Below are 13656 nucleotides of genomic sequence, written 5' to 3' on the forward strand. Positions count from 1 at the left end.
TGCAGCAATGACGTGGGTGGAGCGGCGGACCGCCGCCGCGGCCGTGCGGGACAGGGGTGCGGCGATGCGGCTGGAGTCCGTGACGAAGGCGTACGGGCGGGGGCCGGGGGCGGTGACCGCTCTGGACGGCGTCTCCTTCGAGGTGCCGCGCGGCTCGTTCACGGCCGTGATGGGCCCCTCGGGTTCCGGCAAGAGCACCTTCCTGCACTGTCTGGCCGGGCTCGACCGGCCGACCTCGGGGCGGGTGCTGCTCGGGGACACCGATCTGGGCCGGCTGAAGGAGTCGGCGCTGACCTCGGTGCGCCGGGAGCGGATCGGGTACGTCTTCCAGGCGTACAACCTCCTATCGGCCCTGACGGTACGTCAGAACATCACGCTGGTGCCGCGGATGTCGGGGGCCCGGGTCGACGGGGCGTGGCTGCGGGAGCTGCTGGAGCGGGTGGGCATGACGCCCTACGCCGACCGGCGGCCGAACGAGCTGTCCGGCGGCCAGCAGCAGCGGGTGGCGATCGCCCGCGCGCTGGTCACCCGGCCGGACGCGGTGCTGGCGGACGAGCCGACGGGCGCGCTGGACACGCGCAGCGGCCGGGAGGTGCTGCGGCTGTTCCGGCAGATCGTCGACGAGACGGGGCAGACGGTGCTGATGGTCACGCACGATCCGGTCGCGGCGTCCTACGCCGACGCGGTGGTCTTCCTCGCGGACGGCCGGATCGCCGGCCACCTGCCCGGGCCGACGCCCGAGCTGGTGGCCGAGCGGATGGCCCGCCTGGGCGACCGGTAGGACGGGCGGGATGTTCGACATCGCGTGGAGCACCATCAGGAACCGCAAGGGCGGTTTCGTCGCGGCCTTCGTCGCCGTCTTCTGCGGCGCGGCCGTCGTCACGGCCTGCGGCGTGCTGCTGCTGTCCGGTCTGCTGTCGGGCGTCCCGCCCGAGCGGTACGCGGGGGCGCCGGTCATGGTCGGCGGGGGCCAGACGAAGACCGTCAGGGAGAACATCGACCCGCACTTCGCCGAGCGGGTCACCCTGCCCGCGCGGACGGCGGACGCGGTGGCGGAGGTGGCCGGCGTGCGGGCGGCCGTCGGGGACCGGACGGTCGCGCTGAGCGTCACCGGCGCCGGGGGCGAGGTGCTCGCCCTGGACCGGCCCGTGTACGGGCACGGCTGGGCGTCGGCCGTCCTCGGCCCGTTCGCCCTGTCCGACGGCCGGGAGCCGCGCAGCGGCGGCGAGGTCGCGCTCGACCGGGAGCTGGCCCGGCGGGCCGGCGCGGAGGTCGGCGGCACCGTGCGGCTCGCGGTCGGCACGACCGCGACCGCCTACCGGGTGACCGGTCTGGTCGCGCCGCCCCCGGGCGGCCTGGACCGCCAGTCGGCGGCGTTCTTCACGGACGACCGGGCCGGAGCGCTCTCGGGGCGGCCGGACCGGGTCACCGCGGTCGGCGTCCTGGCCGAACCGGGCGTGGAAGCCGACGAGTTGGCGGAGCGGGTCCAGGAGGCGCTGGCCGGCTCGGCAGAGCGGACCGAGGTGTACTCGGGCGACCGGATCGGCGACCTCGAGTTCCTGGACGTGGGCCGCTCGCGCGGCTTCCTGGTGGCGCTGTCGGCCTCGTTCGGCGGCACGGCGCTGGCCGTCGTGGTCTTCGTGGTCTCCTCCACCCTGGGACTGGCGGTGCACCAGCGCCGCCGCGAGCTGGCCATGCTGCGGGCGATCGCCGCCTCGCCGCGCCAGATCCACCGGCTGATCGGCGCCGAGATCCTCCTGGTGGCCACGGTCGCGGCGGTGCTCGGCGCCGTGCCCGGCTACCTGGTGGCCGGCTTCCTGAGGGACGCGTTCGCCGGCGCCGGTGTCCTGCCGGGCGACTTCGAGCTGTCGTACCACCCCGTCCCGGCGGTCGCCGCCGTGGTGCTGTGCGTGCTGGGCGCCCGGCTCGCCGGTGTCGTCGCCGCCCACCGCACCGCGCGGATCAAGCCGGTGGAGGCGCTGCGCGAGTCGCAGGTCGACCCGTCCGGTCCCGGGCGGTCCCGGCGGACCGCGGGCGTGGTGCTGCTCGCGATGGGCCTCGCGGCGGCCGTGGTGCTGCCGCTGCTGATCCCCGGTCAGGCGGCGGCCGCGGGCGCGGCGGGCTCGCTGCTGCTCCTGATGGTCGGCTGCGCGCTGCTCGGCCCGCGCCTGGTGGGTCTCGCGACCTCCGCGCTCGCCCCGCTGCTGCGGATGTTCCGGTTCAGCGGCTTCCTGGCGGCGGCCAACGCCCGGGCGAACTCCCGGAGGCTGAGCGCGGCGGTGGTGCCGCTGGCGCTGGGCGCCGGGATGGCGCTGATGCAGCTGTCCACGCTGGCGACGGTGGAGGCGGAGGCGAGCCGGCAGGCGGCGTCCGGGGTGGTGGCGGACTACGTCCTGACGACCGGGGCGACCGGGCTCTCGCCGGAACTGGCGGACGCCGTGCGGCGGGTGCCCGGGGTGGGTACGGCCACGCCGGTGGTCCGGTCGCAGGTGATGCTCACGTACGAGGAGGTCGACAAGACGACGTCCCGGGCGTTCGGCGCCCAGGGCGTGGATCCGCGCGGTCTCGCCCGCACCCTCGACCTCGACGTGCGCGAGGGCGGTCTGGACGGCCTCGGGGAGGGCACGGTCGCGCTCAGCCGGACGGCCGCCGGGACGGCCGGGCTCGGGGTGGGGGACACCGCAGAGCTGGACCTCGGCGACGGGACGCCCGCGAAGCTGGAGGTGGTCGCCGTGTACGGCAACGGCCTCGGCTTCGGGGACGTGACCCTCGCCCACGACGTGCTCGCCGCCCACACCACGGACCGGCTCGACGCGGCCCTGCTCGTCCGCGCCTCCGGCGAGGAGGCGCGCGAGGAGGCGGCCGCCGGGCTGGCCGCGCTGACGGGGACCGCGGCGGGGCTGCGGGTGCAGGAGTCCGACCGGTTCGCGGCCGCGCAGCAGGGCGAGTTCTCCCGGCAGTCGTGGACGAACCTGATCGCCAACTCGCTGCTCCTGCTGTACGTGCTGATCGCGGTGGTGAACACGCTGGTGATGGCGACGACGGCCCGCGGCCGCGAGTTCGCGATGATGCGGCTGATCGGCGCCGGTGCGCGCCAGACGCGGCGGATGATGTTCCTCGAGTCCTGGGTGGTGGTGATCACCGCCGTCGCGGTGGGGCTGTTCCTCGCCGTCCCCCCGTCGATCGGCAGCTCGCTCGCCCTGACCGGGCGGCCGGTGCCGCACGTGGAGCCGCTGGTGTGGGTGGGCGTGGCCGGCTTCATCGCCCTCATCGGCTGGTCGTCCGTCGCGCTGTCGACCCGCTCGGCGCTGCGCACCCGGCCGATCGACGCGGTGTACACCGGCGAGTAGCCGGGCGGGGCGGCGCGACCGGGCGGGAGCGGTGGCCGAGGGCTTCCGGTCCCGCCCGGCCGCACGCCGCCCGTCCCCTCCGGCCCGTCGACGCCCCGGACGGGGCGGGCGAGGCGGGCGGCGCCGGTCGCTCAGGCGTGGAAGCGCTTGTCGAGGTAGGCGAGGACGGCCAGGACGCGGCGGTGGCCGCTGTCGCTCGGCGGCAGGCCCAGCTTGAGGAACACGTTCCCGATGTGCTTGCTCACGGCCCGCTCGGTGACGACCAGCTGGGCGGCGATGGTCGCGTTGTCCCGGCCCTCGGCCATCAGCCGGAGCACCTCGCGCTCACGGGGCGTGAGGCGGTCGACGGGGTCGTCCTTGCGGGTGGCGAGCAGTTCGGCCACCACCTCGGGGTCGAGCGCGGTGCCGCCGGCGGCGACCCGCTCCAGGGCGTCGAGGAACTCGTCGACGCGGCCGACCCGGTCCTTGAGGAGGTAGCCGACGCCGCCGGCGCCGCCGCCCAGCAGTTCGGCGGCGTAGGTCTCCTCCACGTACTGGGAGAGCACCAGGACCGGCATGCCGGGGATCTCGGCGCGTGCCGCGAGCGCGGCGCGCAGTCCCTCGTCGCGGAAGCCCGGGGGCATCCGCACGTCCAGGACGGCGACGTCGGGGCGGTGTTCGAGCAGGGCGGGCAGCACCTCGGGGCCGCTGGCGGCGACCGCCGCGACCTCGTGCCCCGCGGAGGTGAGGAGGAGGACGAGGCCCTCCCGCAGCAGCGCGTTGTCCTCGGCGATCACCACACGCACGGAAGCTCCACTTCGATCACGGTCGGCCCCCCGACGGGGCTGGACACCTGGACGATGCCGTCGAGGGCGGCGATCCGGCGCCGCATGCCGAGCAGGCCGCTGCCGCCCGAGTCGTCGGCGCCGCCCCGCCCCTCGTCCCGCACCGTGACCCGCAACGCGCGAGGGGTGCGTGTAAGTTCCACCCGGGCGGTCGGCGAGCCGCTGTGCTTGGCGGCGTTGGTCAGGGATTCCGCCACCGCGAAGTAGGCGGCGGCCTCCACGGCGGCGGGCGGACGGCGGGCGTCCTCCAGCCCCTCTCCGGTCACCTCGACGTCGAGGCCGCTGCCCGCGGCCAGCGCCCGGACCGCGCCGACCAGGCCGCGGTCGGTGAGGATCGGCGGGTGGATGCCGCGGACCACGTGCCGGAGCTCGGCGAGCGCCTCCTCGACCTGGTCCTGGGCGTCGTCGAGGAGTTTGCGGGCGGCCTCCGGGTTCTTCTCGTACGCCCGGCGGGCGAGGCCCACCCGCATGGAGAGGGCGACGAGGCGGGCCTGGGTGCCGTCGTGCAGGTCCCGCTCGATGCGCCGCAGCTCGGCCCCGTGCGCGGCGACGGCGTCGGCGCGGGTGGCGGTCAGCTCCTCGACCCGGTCGGCCAGTTCTGCGCTGCGCCGGGCGTCGGCGGAGGGTTCGAGGAGGGTGCGCGACCAGGCGGAGTCCAGGGCGGCGAGCCGGCCGACGAGCGGCAGCACCACGGCCCGGTTCCCCAGGCCACCGGCCCAGACGCCGTCGACCAGGGCGCCGACGACCCACACGATGACCGCCGCGTACGCCAGCAGCCAGCCGTAGAGGGCGTGGGCGGCGATCCAGCGCAGGTCGCGGTAGGTCGCCGGGTCCCTCAGCGCGGTCCGCACGCGGACGCCGAGGGCGCCGGCCACGGGCACGTACAGCTCGGGCACCGCCTCTCCGGTCCACCGCTCGACCTCCTGCCGCTTGAAGCCCGCGATCCTGCGGAGGAGCAGGACGGTCTCGGGCACCACTCCGGCACCGATCCCGGTGAGGGCGACCACCGCGGTGAAGATCAGGACGGGCAGGAACAGCAGGGAGACCAGCGCCAGGCCGGCCGCTCTCAGCAGCTGCTCCGTGGCGCGCCACTCGATCCACACCCTCGCGTTCATGCCGATCAGACTAGGTGACCGGTCCGGAGGGGAGAGGTGCGCGGACCACCCGGCGGGGGTGTAGCGGGCTACACCCCGCATCGGGGACGGCGCTCCCTCGATCCGGCGGCGCCGGGGCGGCATCGTGGTGCCGGCGGGGGCCACCGGGCCCTACGCACCGCTCCGTGGAAGGAAACACCGTCATGAAGGCTCTGCTCTGGGTCCTGCTCGTGGCCGCCGTCGCCGTCAACGTCTCCCACAGCTTCGTCTTCGACGGCGCGCAGCGGATCGCCGTCGGGGTGGGCACCGGTGCGGTCTCGCTGGCCTCGGCCGCGGCCCTCTTCCTCCTGCGGTCGAAGCGCGCGAAGGCCTGATGCCGAGGGCCGGTCCGCCGCGCGGCGGCGGGGGATCAGCTCGGCGGGTACGGCGCGGTCTTGAGGCCCCGGGCGAGGTGCGCGCTGTTCGCGGCGAGCGTCCTGGTGGTGGCCGCGGTCTTCTCGGGGGTCTCGTCGAGGTCCTGGTAGTCGGTGCCCTGCATCGCCTCGCCGACCCAGTAGGTGACGGCGTTCGGCGCGAGGGAGAAGCCGACGTCGTTGAGGCCCTGGAAGAGGTCGGCACCGACCTTGTGCGCGCCGTCCTCGTTGCCCACGACGCAGACGGCCGCGACCTTGCCGTAGGTGAGCATGCGGCCCTCGTCATCGCTCTCACCGAGCTCCGCGTCGAGCCGTTCCAGCACCCGCTGGGCGAGGCTGGAGGGGTGTCCGAGCCAGATCGGGGTGGACAGGACCAGGATGTCGCTCTCCAGGATCATGGACCGGAGCTCCGGCCAGGCGTCGCCCGCGCCCATGTCGGTCGCCACCCCCGGCTTCACGTCGTGATCGGCGACGCGGACGGTCCGTCCCGTCACGCCGTGCCCGGCGAGGGCCTCCATCGTCTGCTCGGCGAGCAGCTGGGAGCTGGACCTCGCGGGTGACGGGGAGAGGGTGCACACCAGCGCGAGGGCACGGAGCGGGGTGAGCTCGATGGGGTTCATGGGCGGCGGATACCCGCGCCGCGCGCGTCCATCCGCCGCGAAGGAACGAAACTCGTCCCCTCCCCCGGCTCCCTCCCGCTCTCCTGTCCGCCCCGCCCCCCCGCCCGGCCGAGTGCGCCCCGCCGCACCGGGTACCCGCCCGGGGAGAAGGCCCGCCGAGGGCGGGAGCTCACGCACCAGGGGATGTCGATCATGGAAGCTCGCACGGAACCCGGCCCTGCCGGCACCCCGCCCCCGGCCCCGGCGGACGGCCGGGTGCGGACCTGCCGGCCCGCCGTCCTGCGCCGGCCCCGCTCCGGCGGAAGCGGGGAGGAGCCTCGCACCGACCCCGAGGCGCACATCGTCCGGGGCGAGGACTGACCCACCGCACGCACCGTGGAGGTGACCGGTCATGACCCTGTCGAACGGCCCCGACCCCGACCCCCGTCCCCCCTCGGGACCCGGCCCGGGCGGAGGGGTGCCACCGGGCGAGACGCCCCCCGCGGAGACCGGCACCGGGACCGGGACGGGCCCGTACCGCCCGCTGAAACGCGGCTGGTCCACGGGCCCCCTGCTGATCCTGGCGGTCACCGTACTGGTCTTCGCCCTGTTCTTCGCGTCGTACGGCATCCTGCTGATGACCCGCTGACCCGGGCCCCGGCGCCCCCCGCCGGAGCCGGGCCGGCCCCGGGAACGCCCGAGGGCCGCCTCAGATCTCTCTGAGGCGGCCCTCGGTGTACGACTCTTTCGAGTCGGGACGACAGGATTTGAACCTGCGACCCCTTGACCCCCAGTCAAGTGCGCTACCAAGCTGCGCCACGTCCCGATGCCCGTCTGACCTGGGGTTTCCCCCGGCCGCTCGTGCAAGAGAACCATACCGCACTTCCCCTGGTGGTCACGAACCGCTTTACGGGCGTCACAGCGGGCGGCGGCGCGGAGGGGCGGCGAGGCCGGTCGCGCGTGGCAGAAAGACGACCTTGCGCAGGGCGGCCAGGCGGACTCACAGCCTCCAGATCGCGCGAAACATAGTCGGAAGTGATCGTCAATAGCACCTGTTTCAGACAAAGAACGGGGCAATATTGATCCATCAAGGAAAGATCAACACCATGAAGTAGTCGGCCTGTTCGGGACGGGACCACTGCCGATGCACCACCTGCCCGGACCATGCCGGGCAGGCGATTCGCAGGGAGGGACTCGTATGGACAGCTACTTCAGCAGCCGGCTCCATCATCGGCTCCGGGAGACGGTCCGGGACTTCGCGGAGCGGGAGGTGCGGCCCCGGATAGCCGAGATGGAGGCCTCCCGGACGGTCCACCACGAGCTGTCGCGGCTCATCGCGGCGCAGGGCTGGCTGGGGGCGACGATCGGCCCCGAGTACGGCGGCATGGGCGCCGGCCACCTGGCGAAGACGATCATCATCGAGGAGCTCTCCCGGGTCAGCGGCGCCATGGGCGCCATGGTCCAGGCCTCCCAGCTCGGCACCGCCAAGATCGTCCACTTCGGCTCCGACGCCCAGCGGAAGACCTGGCTGCCCCGGGTCGCCTCGGGTTCGTGCCTCCCGACCATCGCGGTGACCGAGCCGGAGTCCGGAGGGCACGTCCTCGGCATGGAGGCCAGCGCGGTCCGCGACGGCGACGACTACGTCCTGAACGGCAGCAAGATCTACGTCGGCAACAGCCACGTCGGCGACCTGCACGGCGTCGTGGTGAGGACCGGGCCCGGCTCCAGGGGGCTCACCGCCTTCCTCGTGGAGTCGGGCCGGCCGGGCTTCCGGCTCGGGCCCCAGCAGCCCGCCATGGGCCTGCACGGCTTCAGCTTCGGCGAGCTGATCTTCGAGGACTGCCGGATCCCGGCCGCCAACCGGCTCGGCGACGAGGGCGACGGCCTGGCCGTCGCGTACTCCTCCAGCGTGCTGTACGGGCGGGCCAACCTCACCGCCGTCTCGCTCGGCATCCACCAGGCGATCCTGGAGGAGACCACCCGCTTCGCCACCGAACGCGTCCGCTACGGCAAGCCGCTCTCCGAGCTGCCGACGGTCAAGCTCAAGCTGGGGCAGATGCAGTCCCGGCTGATGACCGCCCGGCTCGCCGCGTACCACGCGGTGCACCTGCTCGACCAGGGCCTCTCCTGCGACACCGAGCTGATGAACGCCAAACTGGTGAACGTCGAGTCCGCCATCGACTCCGGCCGCAACGCCATGGAGATCCACGCCGCCGCCGGCCTCTTCACCGACCGCTCCATCGAGCGCTACCTCCGCGACGCGCACCACATCTTCGCGCCGGCCGGTACCTCCGACGTCCAGCTCCTCCGGCTCGGCGAGGTCGCCCTCGGCCAGGACAAGGGCAGCTGGTCGGAGCGGCTCTCCGAGCTGGTCCGCACCCCGCAGCCGGAGCCCGCGCACGCCTGAGGCCGGCAGGGACACGAGGAGACGCGGGGGCCCGTGCGGCGTCCTGCCGCACGGGCCCCCGGTCCTGCCCGGAAGCGGGTCAGAACCTGGCGTCCTCGCGGCGGTGGATCTGCTCGACCAGCTCCGCCGCCATCGCCTTGATCGTCTCCAGGCCCGACCGGCCCCACGGCCGGACGTCGGTGTCGACCACGCAGATGGTGCCGAGCGCCACGCCCGTGCGGTCGATCAGCGGCGCGCCCATGTAGGAGCGGATGCCGATCTCGTCCACCACCGGGTTGCCGGCGAAGCGCGGGTAGTCGCAGACGTCCTCCAGGACGAGCGCCTTGCGCCGGACCACGACGTGCGGGCAGTAGCCGTGGTCGCGGGCCATGTAGCGCCCGACCCCGCCCGCGCCGGCGGCGCCCAGGTCGCTGCCCGAGTGGGAGCCGCCCGGCGTGTGGAGCCCCGCGAAGAACTGCCGGTTCTCGTCGATGAAGTTGACCATCGAGAACGGGGCGCCGGTGACGTCGGCCAGCCGGTGCGCGAACTCGTCGAAGGCCGGGTCGGGGCGTTCGCCCAGGCCCAGTTCCCGCAGCCGCCGGACCCGGCCCGGGGCCTCCTTGTCGATGGGGGTCAGGAGGAGGTGACCCGTCGGGTCGTAGGTCATGACGTGACTCCGAAGCTCGGCTCGCCGGCCGGGATGGAATGGAGGAGGTGCTGGACGAGGGTGAGGAGGGTGCTGATGGCGGAGCTGGAGATCCGGGCGTCGCACAGGACGATCGGCACCCCGGCGTCGAGGTCGAGCGCCTGCCGGATCTCGTCCGGCTCGTAGCGGAAGGCGCCGTCGAACTCGTTGACGGCCACCACGAAGGCGATGCCGCGCCGCTCGAAGAAGTCGATCGCCGAGAAGCACTCCTGGAGACGCCGGGTGTCGGCGAGCACGACCGCGCCGAGCGCGCCCTCGGACAGCTCGTCCCACATGAACCAGAACCGCTCCTGGCCGGGGGTGCCGAAGAGGTAGAGGACGTTGCGGTCGTCGAGGGTGATCCGGCCGAAGTCCATGGCGACGGTGGTCGTGGTCTTGCTCTCCACGCCCTCCAGGCTGTCGGTGGCGGCGCTGACCGAGGTCAGCAGCTCCTCCGTGCTGAGCGGTTCGATCTCGCTGACCGCGCCGACGAAGGTGGTCTTCCCGACGCCGAAGCCGCCCGCCACCAGGATCTTCAGCGCGGTGGGGAAGGGATCGGCCGCGAAACCGTCATGGCGTTCAGAGCCGCTGTCGTAGGCCATCGAGCACTGCCTCCAGCAAGGAACGGTCGGATGGGTTGGCGTGGAAGCGCGGGGCCCTCGCGGTGAGGGCCCCGCAGTCCACGAGGTCGGAGAGGAGGACCTTGGTGACGACGGCCGGGAGTCTTAAGTGCGCCGCGATCTCGGCCACCGAGGTCGGTCCGTCGCACAGCCGCAGCGCCAGGCTGTGCTCGGGGCCCATGTGCGCCTGCGGGCCGGATCCGGTCGCCATCACCAGGGAGAGCAGGTCGAGCGAGGCGGTGGGCCGGGTCCGTCCGCCGCTCACGGTGTACGGACGGATCAGCCGGCCGGCCGCGTCGTCGAGCCAGGGCCCTTCCTGCGGAGGAGACACGTTCACTGACCGGCGCCGCCCGCCGTCGCCGCCTGCCGGGCGGGCGTCACCAGGTATGGGCGGACGCTCTTGACCAGCATCGCCATCTCGTAGCCGAGGACGGCGGCGTCGGCCTCGCGGCCCGCGAGCACGGCCAGGCAGGTGCCCGAGCCGGCGGTGGAGACGAAGAGCAGGGTGGAGTCGAGCTCCACGACGACCTGGCGGACCTCGCCGCCGTCGCCGAACCGGACGCCGGCGCTGCGGCCGAGCGAGTAGAGCCCGGAGGCCAGGGCCGCCATGTGGTCGGCGGCGTCGGGGTCGAGCCCGTGGACGGATTTCACCAGGCCGTCGGAGGAGAGCAGAACCGCGCTGCGGGTGTAAGGGACCCGCTGGACCAGACCGCTCAACAGCCAGTCGAGATCCGAGGAATGGCCGGTCGGCACATTGCTCGCCATCGTGTATCTACTCCTTGTGCGCGTCGCCGTGACGCAGCGACTCCTGGGGGGTGGGCTGGGATTCGGCGAGGCCGATCCCACGCTGGAACGCGGCCATCAGGCCGGGGTCGTGCAGGGCGTGCTCCTCGGAGGCGCGGGCCTGCGGCTCGTCGCGCAGCTGCGGGACGAGGTGCTCCTGGGCGCGCCGCTTGGGGAGGTCGGGCCGGCCGGGCGCCTGCGCGCGGGGCACGGGCGCCCTCGGCGGTACGGCGGAGCCGAAGCCCTCGGGGGCGGAGCCGAAGCCCGCCGGGGCGTTGTCGTGCTCCGGGTACCCGCTCGCCGCTCCGGTACGGGAGGGAAGGGGCGGGTAGGGGGCGGCGGCGGTCTCCTCGGGCCGGGCAGCGGGGCGCTCGGGCGCCGGGGCCACGGGGGGCGCGACCGGCGCGGGGGACGCGGCGGGCGCGGCGGGGGCCGGAGCCTGGTAGGGGTACGCGGCGGGGAGCGGCGCCTCCACCGGGGCGTGGGCCGGGGCGGGGACCGCGGCGGGCGGGAACGGCGCGGAGGGGGCGTCGGTCCGGGGGTGCGGGGGCTGGTCGTAGGGGGACTGCGCCTGCTGGGGCCGGTCGTGCTGCGGCTGGGGCTGCGGCTGCTGCGGCGGGAGCGGGGTGCCGCCGCCGGAGACCGCGGCGGTCTGCCGCTCGTGCTGGGCCAGGCCCTCCGGGTCGGCGCCGAGGAGGCCCTGCGGGAGGACGAGGACGGCCTGGATCCCGCCGTAGATGTTCGACTGGAGCCGGACGGCGATGCCGTGGCGCCGGGCCAGCGCGGAGACGACGAAGAGGCCGATGCGGCCGTCCTGGAGCAGGTGGGCGACGTTGACCTGGTCGGGGTCGGCGAGCAGGGCGTTCATCTTGTTCTGCTCGGCGACGGGCATGCCGAGGCCGCGGTCCTCGACCTCGATGGCGAGGCCGGCGGTGACGTACTGGGCGCGCAGCAGCACGGTGGTGTGCGGCGCGGAGAACACCGTGGCGTTCTCGACGAGTTCGGCGAGGAGGTGGATGACGTCGGCGACGGCGTGGCCGCGCAGGGTGCCGTCGATCGGCGGGACGAGCTTCACCCGGGGGTACTGCTCGACCTCGGCGATGGAGGAGCGGAGCACCTCGGTCATGGTGACCGGGTTGGACCACTGGCGGCGGGAGATGGCGCCGCCGAGGACGGCGAGGTTCTCGGCGTGGCGGCGGATGCGGGTGGCCAGGTGGTCGACCTGGAAGAGGCCCTTGAGCAGGTCGGGGTCCTCGACCTCGTTCTCCAGTTCGTCGAGGAGCTGGATCTCGCGGTGCACGAGGGACTGGAGCCGGCGGGCGAGGTTCACGAAGACCTCGACCTTCTGCTCGTTGCCGACGCTGCTGGAGAGGCGGGAGGCCTGGACCACGGCGGCGACGGCGGCCTCGTGGGAGCGGGTCAGCTCGGCGCCGAGCCGGTCGAAGTCGTCGCCGCGGGTGGCGTCGGGGAGCTGCGGGCGGGGTCCCGGCTCGTCACCCCTGCGCAACTGTTCGACGAGCGCGCGCAGTTCGGCCTGGTCCCGGGCGGCGTCGCGCCGCAGGCCGGCGACGCGCCCGAGGACGGCGCGGGCGGCGCGGTCGGCGCCGAGCGCGGCGGCCGTCACGGAGGCGACGGCGAGGGCGGCGGCTCCGGTGAGGGCGGCCCACACGCCGGGGGTGGGGCCGGCTCCGGTGGAGCGGAGGGTGAAGAGGATCGCGGCCGCGCCTCCGAGGGCGACCGCGACGGCGGGGAGGACCGAGGCGCGCAGCAGCAGGGGGCGTATGCGCACGTCCGCGGGGGCGGCGGCGGGCCCGGTCTGCGTGGTGCCGGTGGTCGTGGTGCGGGCGCCCGAACGGCCGTGCCGCCCGCCCTCGCGGCGGTCGGACCGCGGGGCGGGTGCGGGATGTTGTGACATGGGTGTCCTTGGTACGTGCCCGGAAAACGGCGTACGGAGGGGTACTCGGGGCTCGTGGGCTGGGGGTGTGATCGGGGGGCTTCGGGTGGGGGTGCCGATGAGGACGGCAGGTGAGGTGAGCCTACCGATGATCACCGACCACACAGGGTAGTCACCAACCGTTCCCGTGCGGTGCGGAGTTGGCAAACCTGCCCGTAGACCTGCGGAGTCTGCTACCGACGCCGCCGTGACGGGCCGAGATCGATTGGCCGAAAGTCGCCAGCGTGGCGCGGGAGTTGCCCGGAACGGAACCGTACGAAAGAGGGCGGAGGCCCCCATTGACCTCCTCGCCCTGCGAAAACGCCGTCGGTCCGCATGCGAGCGGAATCCCTCCGGCGGGGGTCCGATCCGGCCGTTTCCCCACTTCTCGTCACGGAGCGTGCACACCTTCGGCCACACCTCCGCGCGCCGCCCGCGGTCGCCGGGCACCGCCCCGTCCGGGCGGGGCCGTGACCGTCGGTGAGAGGAGGGCGGGCCGGTCCCGCCGGGGCGGGGCGCCGCGCCCTGGGATGCTGGTGCCATGGACACCGAAGACCCCGCCCTCCGCCCGCTGCTCGTCGTGGACGGGGCCAACGTCGTGGGATCCGTTCCGGACGGATGGTGGCGGGACCGGCGCGGGGCCGCGGAGCGGCTGCGGGACCGGCTCGCGGCCGGCGGGGGCCCGGTCGACGGGCCGTGGCCGGGACCGTACGAGATCGTGCTGGTGGTCGAGGGGCGGGCCCGCGGGGTCGCCCCGGTGCCGGGCGTCCGGGTGGAGGAGGCCGCCGGCAGCGGCGACGACCTGATCGCCGCGCTGGCCCGGGAGGCCCGGGGCCGGCCGTGCCTGGTGGTCACGGCCGACCGCGAGCTGCGCCGCCGGGTGGAGGAGACGGGGGCCCGCTGCGCGGGGCCCCGCAGCCTCCCCCGCACCCCGGGGCCCGCCTCCTAGGCACGGGGGCGGCCTCCCCG

General features: G+C 74.5%; 15 protein-coding genes and 1 tRNA gene. 7 read left to right on the top strand and 9 right to left on the bottom strand.

Features of this window, described 5'->3' with window-relative positions; translation table 11 throughout:
* The first annotated feature begins 7 nt into the window (after positions 1–7).
* The gene (locus IE287_RS08430; protein WP_229883351.1) at positions 8–781 is read left to right on the top strand and encodes an ABC transporter ATP-binding protein; all 774 of its coding nucleotides are present in this window, start codon (positions 8–10) and stop codon (positions 779–781) included.
* A gap of 10 nt (positions 782–791) precedes the next feature.
* Positions 792–3350, top strand: a complete 2559-nt coding sequence (locus IE287_RS08435; RefSeq protein ID WP_189848293.1) for an ABC transporter permease — start codon at positions 792–794, stop codon at positions 3348–3350.
* Between the two features lie 131 nt (positions 3351–3481).
* On the opposite strand, the gene IE287_RS08440 is transcribed toward IE287_RS08435, so the two are convergent.
* Together IE287_RS08440 and IE287_RS08445 are read right to left on the bottom strand one after the other, a co-directional pair.
* Complete coding sequence (locus tag IE287_RS08440) at positions 3482–4135, bottom strand: response regulator transcription factor (protein ID WP_189848294.1); 654 nt, start codon at positions 4133–4135, stop codon at positions 3482–3484.
* Complete coding sequence (locus tag IE287_RS08445) at positions 4123–5289, bottom strand: sensor histidine kinase (protein ID WP_189848295.1); 1167 nt, start codon at positions 5287–5289, stop codon at positions 4123–4125. Before IE287_RS08445 ends, IE287_RS08440 begins: the two co-directional genes overlap by 13 nt.
* A gap of 182 nt (positions 5290–5471) precedes the next feature.
* Here IE287_RS08445 and IE287_RS08450 point away from each other — a divergent pair, with 182 nt between their 5' ends.
* Positions 5472–5642: a hypothetical protein gene (locus IE287_RS08450; RefSeq protein ID WP_189848296.1), complete on the top strand. Its 171-nt coding sequence runs from the start codon at positions 5472–5474 to the stop codon at positions 5640–5642.
* Positions 5643–5677: 35 nt separating this feature from the next.
* Here the strand turns inward: IE287_RS08450 and IE287_RS08455 are convergent, their stop codons facing one another.
* Positions 5678–6301 carry a flavodoxin family protein gene (locus IE287_RS08455; RefSeq protein ID WP_189848297.1) on the bottom strand — a complete coding sequence of 208 codons (624 nt, stop codon included), beginning with the start codon at positions 6299–6301 and terminating at the stop codon, positions 5678–5680.
* Positions 6302–6493: 192 nt separating this feature from the next.
* Between IE287_RS08455 and IE287_RS08460 the strand changes: the two genes are divergently transcribed.
* Positions 6494–6661 carry a hypothetical protein gene (locus IE287_RS08460; protein ID WP_189848298.1) on the top strand — a complete coding sequence of 56 codons (168 nt, stop codon included), beginning with the start codon at positions 6494–6496 and terminating at the stop codon, positions 6659–6661.
* Between the two features lie 31 nt (positions 6662–6692).
* A complete protein-coding gene (locus tag IE287_RS08465; RefSeq protein ID WP_189848299.1) occupies positions 6693–6929 on the top strand; it encodes a DUF6480 family protein in 237 nt (78 codons plus the stop codon).
* A gap of 103 nt (positions 6930–7032) precedes the next feature.
* Here IE287_RS08465 and IE287_RS08470 read toward each other — a convergent pair.
* Positions 7033–7106 (bottom strand) — tRNA-Pro (locus IE287_RS08470).
* Positions 7107–7478: 372 nt separating this feature from the next.
* On the opposite strand from IE287_RS08470, the gene IE287_RS08475 reads away from it, so the two are divergent.
* Positions 7479–8687: an acyl-CoA dehydrogenase family protein gene (locus tag IE287_RS08475; protein ID WP_189848300.1), complete on the top strand. Its 1209-nt coding sequence runs from the start codon at positions 7479–7481 to the stop codon at positions 8685–8687.
* A gap of 79 nt (positions 8688–8766) precedes the next feature.
* On the opposite strand, the gene IE287_RS08480 is transcribed toward IE287_RS08475, so the two are convergent.
* Genes IE287_RS08480 through IE287_RS08500 form a run of 5 tightly spaced genes read right to left on the bottom strand, consistent with a single transcriptional unit; the run spans position 8767 to position 12669 of the window.
* Positions 8767–9333, bottom strand: a complete 567-nt coding sequence (locus IE287_RS08480; protein WP_189848301.1) for a GAF domain-containing protein — start codon at positions 9331–9333, stop codon at positions 8767–8769.
* Positions 9330–9953, bottom strand: a complete 624-nt coding sequence (locus IE287_RS08485) for a GTP-binding protein (RefSeq protein WP_189848302.1) — start codon at positions 9951–9953, stop codon at positions 9330–9332. The genes IE287_RS08480 and IE287_RS08485 overlap by 4 nt, the downstream gene beginning before the upstream one ends.
* Positions 9931–10302, bottom strand: a complete 372-nt coding sequence (locus IE287_RS08490; protein WP_189848303.1) for a DUF742 domain-containing protein — start codon at positions 10300–10302, stop codon at positions 9931–9933. The genes IE287_RS08485 and IE287_RS08490 overlap by 23 nt, the downstream gene beginning before the upstream one ends.
* A 2-nt stretch (positions 10303–10304) precedes the next feature.
* Positions 10305–10736: a roadblock/LC7 domain-containing protein gene (locus IE287_RS08495; protein ID WP_189848304.1), complete on the bottom strand. Its 432-nt coding sequence runs from the start codon at positions 10734–10736 to the stop codon at positions 10305–10307.
* 7 nt (positions 10737–10743) lie between these two features.
* Positions 10744–12669 (bottom strand): sensor histidine kinase, encoded by a 1926-nt coding sequence (locus tag IE287_RS08500; RefSeq protein WP_189848305.1) that lies wholly within the window; start codon positions 12667–12669, stop codon positions 10744–10746.
* 559 nt (positions 12670–13228) lie between these two features.
* On the opposite strand from IE287_RS08500, the gene IE287_RS08505 reads away from it, so the two are divergent.
* Positions 13229–13636, top strand: a complete 408-nt coding sequence (locus tag IE287_RS08505) for a PIN domain-containing protein (RefSeq protein ID WP_189848306.1) — start codon at positions 13229–13231, stop codon at positions 13634–13636.
* The last annotated feature ends 20 nt before the right edge of the window (positions 13637–13656 follow it).

This window comes from Streptomyces omiyaensis, assembly GCF_014650895.1.
In the GTDB taxonomy this organism is placed as follows: domain Bacteria; phylum Actinomycetota; class Actinomycetes; order Streptomycetales; family Streptomycetaceae; genus Streptomyces; species Streptomyces omiyaensis.

Bases quoted from the DNA above. Each gene is read 5' to 3' on its own strand.
- IE287_RS08495 (WP_189848304.1), bottom strand. From the start codon at position 10,736: ATGGCGAGCAATGTGCCGACCGGCCATTCCTCGGATCTCGACTGGCTG.
- IE287_RS08485 (WP_189848302.1), bottom strand. From the start codon at position 9,953: ATGGCCTACGACAGCGGCTCTGAACGCCATGACGGTTTCGCGGCCGAT.
- IE287_RS08430 (WP_229883351.1), top strand. From the start codon at position 8: ATGACGTGGGTGGAGCGGCGGACCGCCGCCGCGGCCGTGCGGGACAGG.
- IE287_RS08455 (WP_189848297.1), bottom strand. From the start codon at position 6,301: ATGAACCCCATCGAGCTCACCCCGCTCCGTGCCCTCGCGCTGGTGTGC.
- IE287_RS08435 (WP_189848293.1), top strand. From the start codon at position 792: ATGTTCGACATCGCGTGGAGCACCATCAGGAACCGCAAGGGCGGTTTC.
- IE287_RS08480 (WP_189848301.1), bottom strand. From the start codon at position 9,333: ATGACCTACGACCCGACGGGTCACCTCCTCCTGACCCCCATCGACAAG.
- IE287_RS08460 (WP_189848298.1), top strand. From the start codon at position 6,494: ATGGAAGCTCGCACGGAACCCGGCCCTGCCGGCACCCCGCCCCCGGCC.
- IE287_RS08450 (WP_189848296.1), top strand. From the start codon at position 5,472: ATGAAGGCTCTGCTCTGGGTCCTGCTCGTGGCCGCCGTCGCCGTCAAC.
- IE287_RS08500 (WP_189848305.1), bottom strand. From the start codon at position 12,669: ATGTCACAACATCCCGCACCCGCCCCGCGGTCCGACCGCCGCGAGGGC.
- IE287_RS08445 (WP_189848295.1), bottom strand. From the start codon at position 5,289: ATGAACGCGAGGGTGTGGATCGAGTGGCGCGCCACGGAGCAGCTGCTG.
- IE287_RS08505 (WP_189848306.1), top strand. From the start codon at position 13,229: ATGGACACCGAAGACCCCGCCCTCCGCCCGCTGCTCGTCGTGGACGGG.
- IE287_RS08475 (WP_189848300.1), top strand. From the start codon at position 7,479: ATGGACAGCTACTTCAGCAGCCGGCTCCATCATCGGCTCCGGGAGACG.
- IE287_RS08465 (WP_189848299.1), top strand. From the start codon at position 6,693: ATGACCCTGTCGAACGGCCCCGACCCCGACCCCCGTCCCCCCTCGGGA.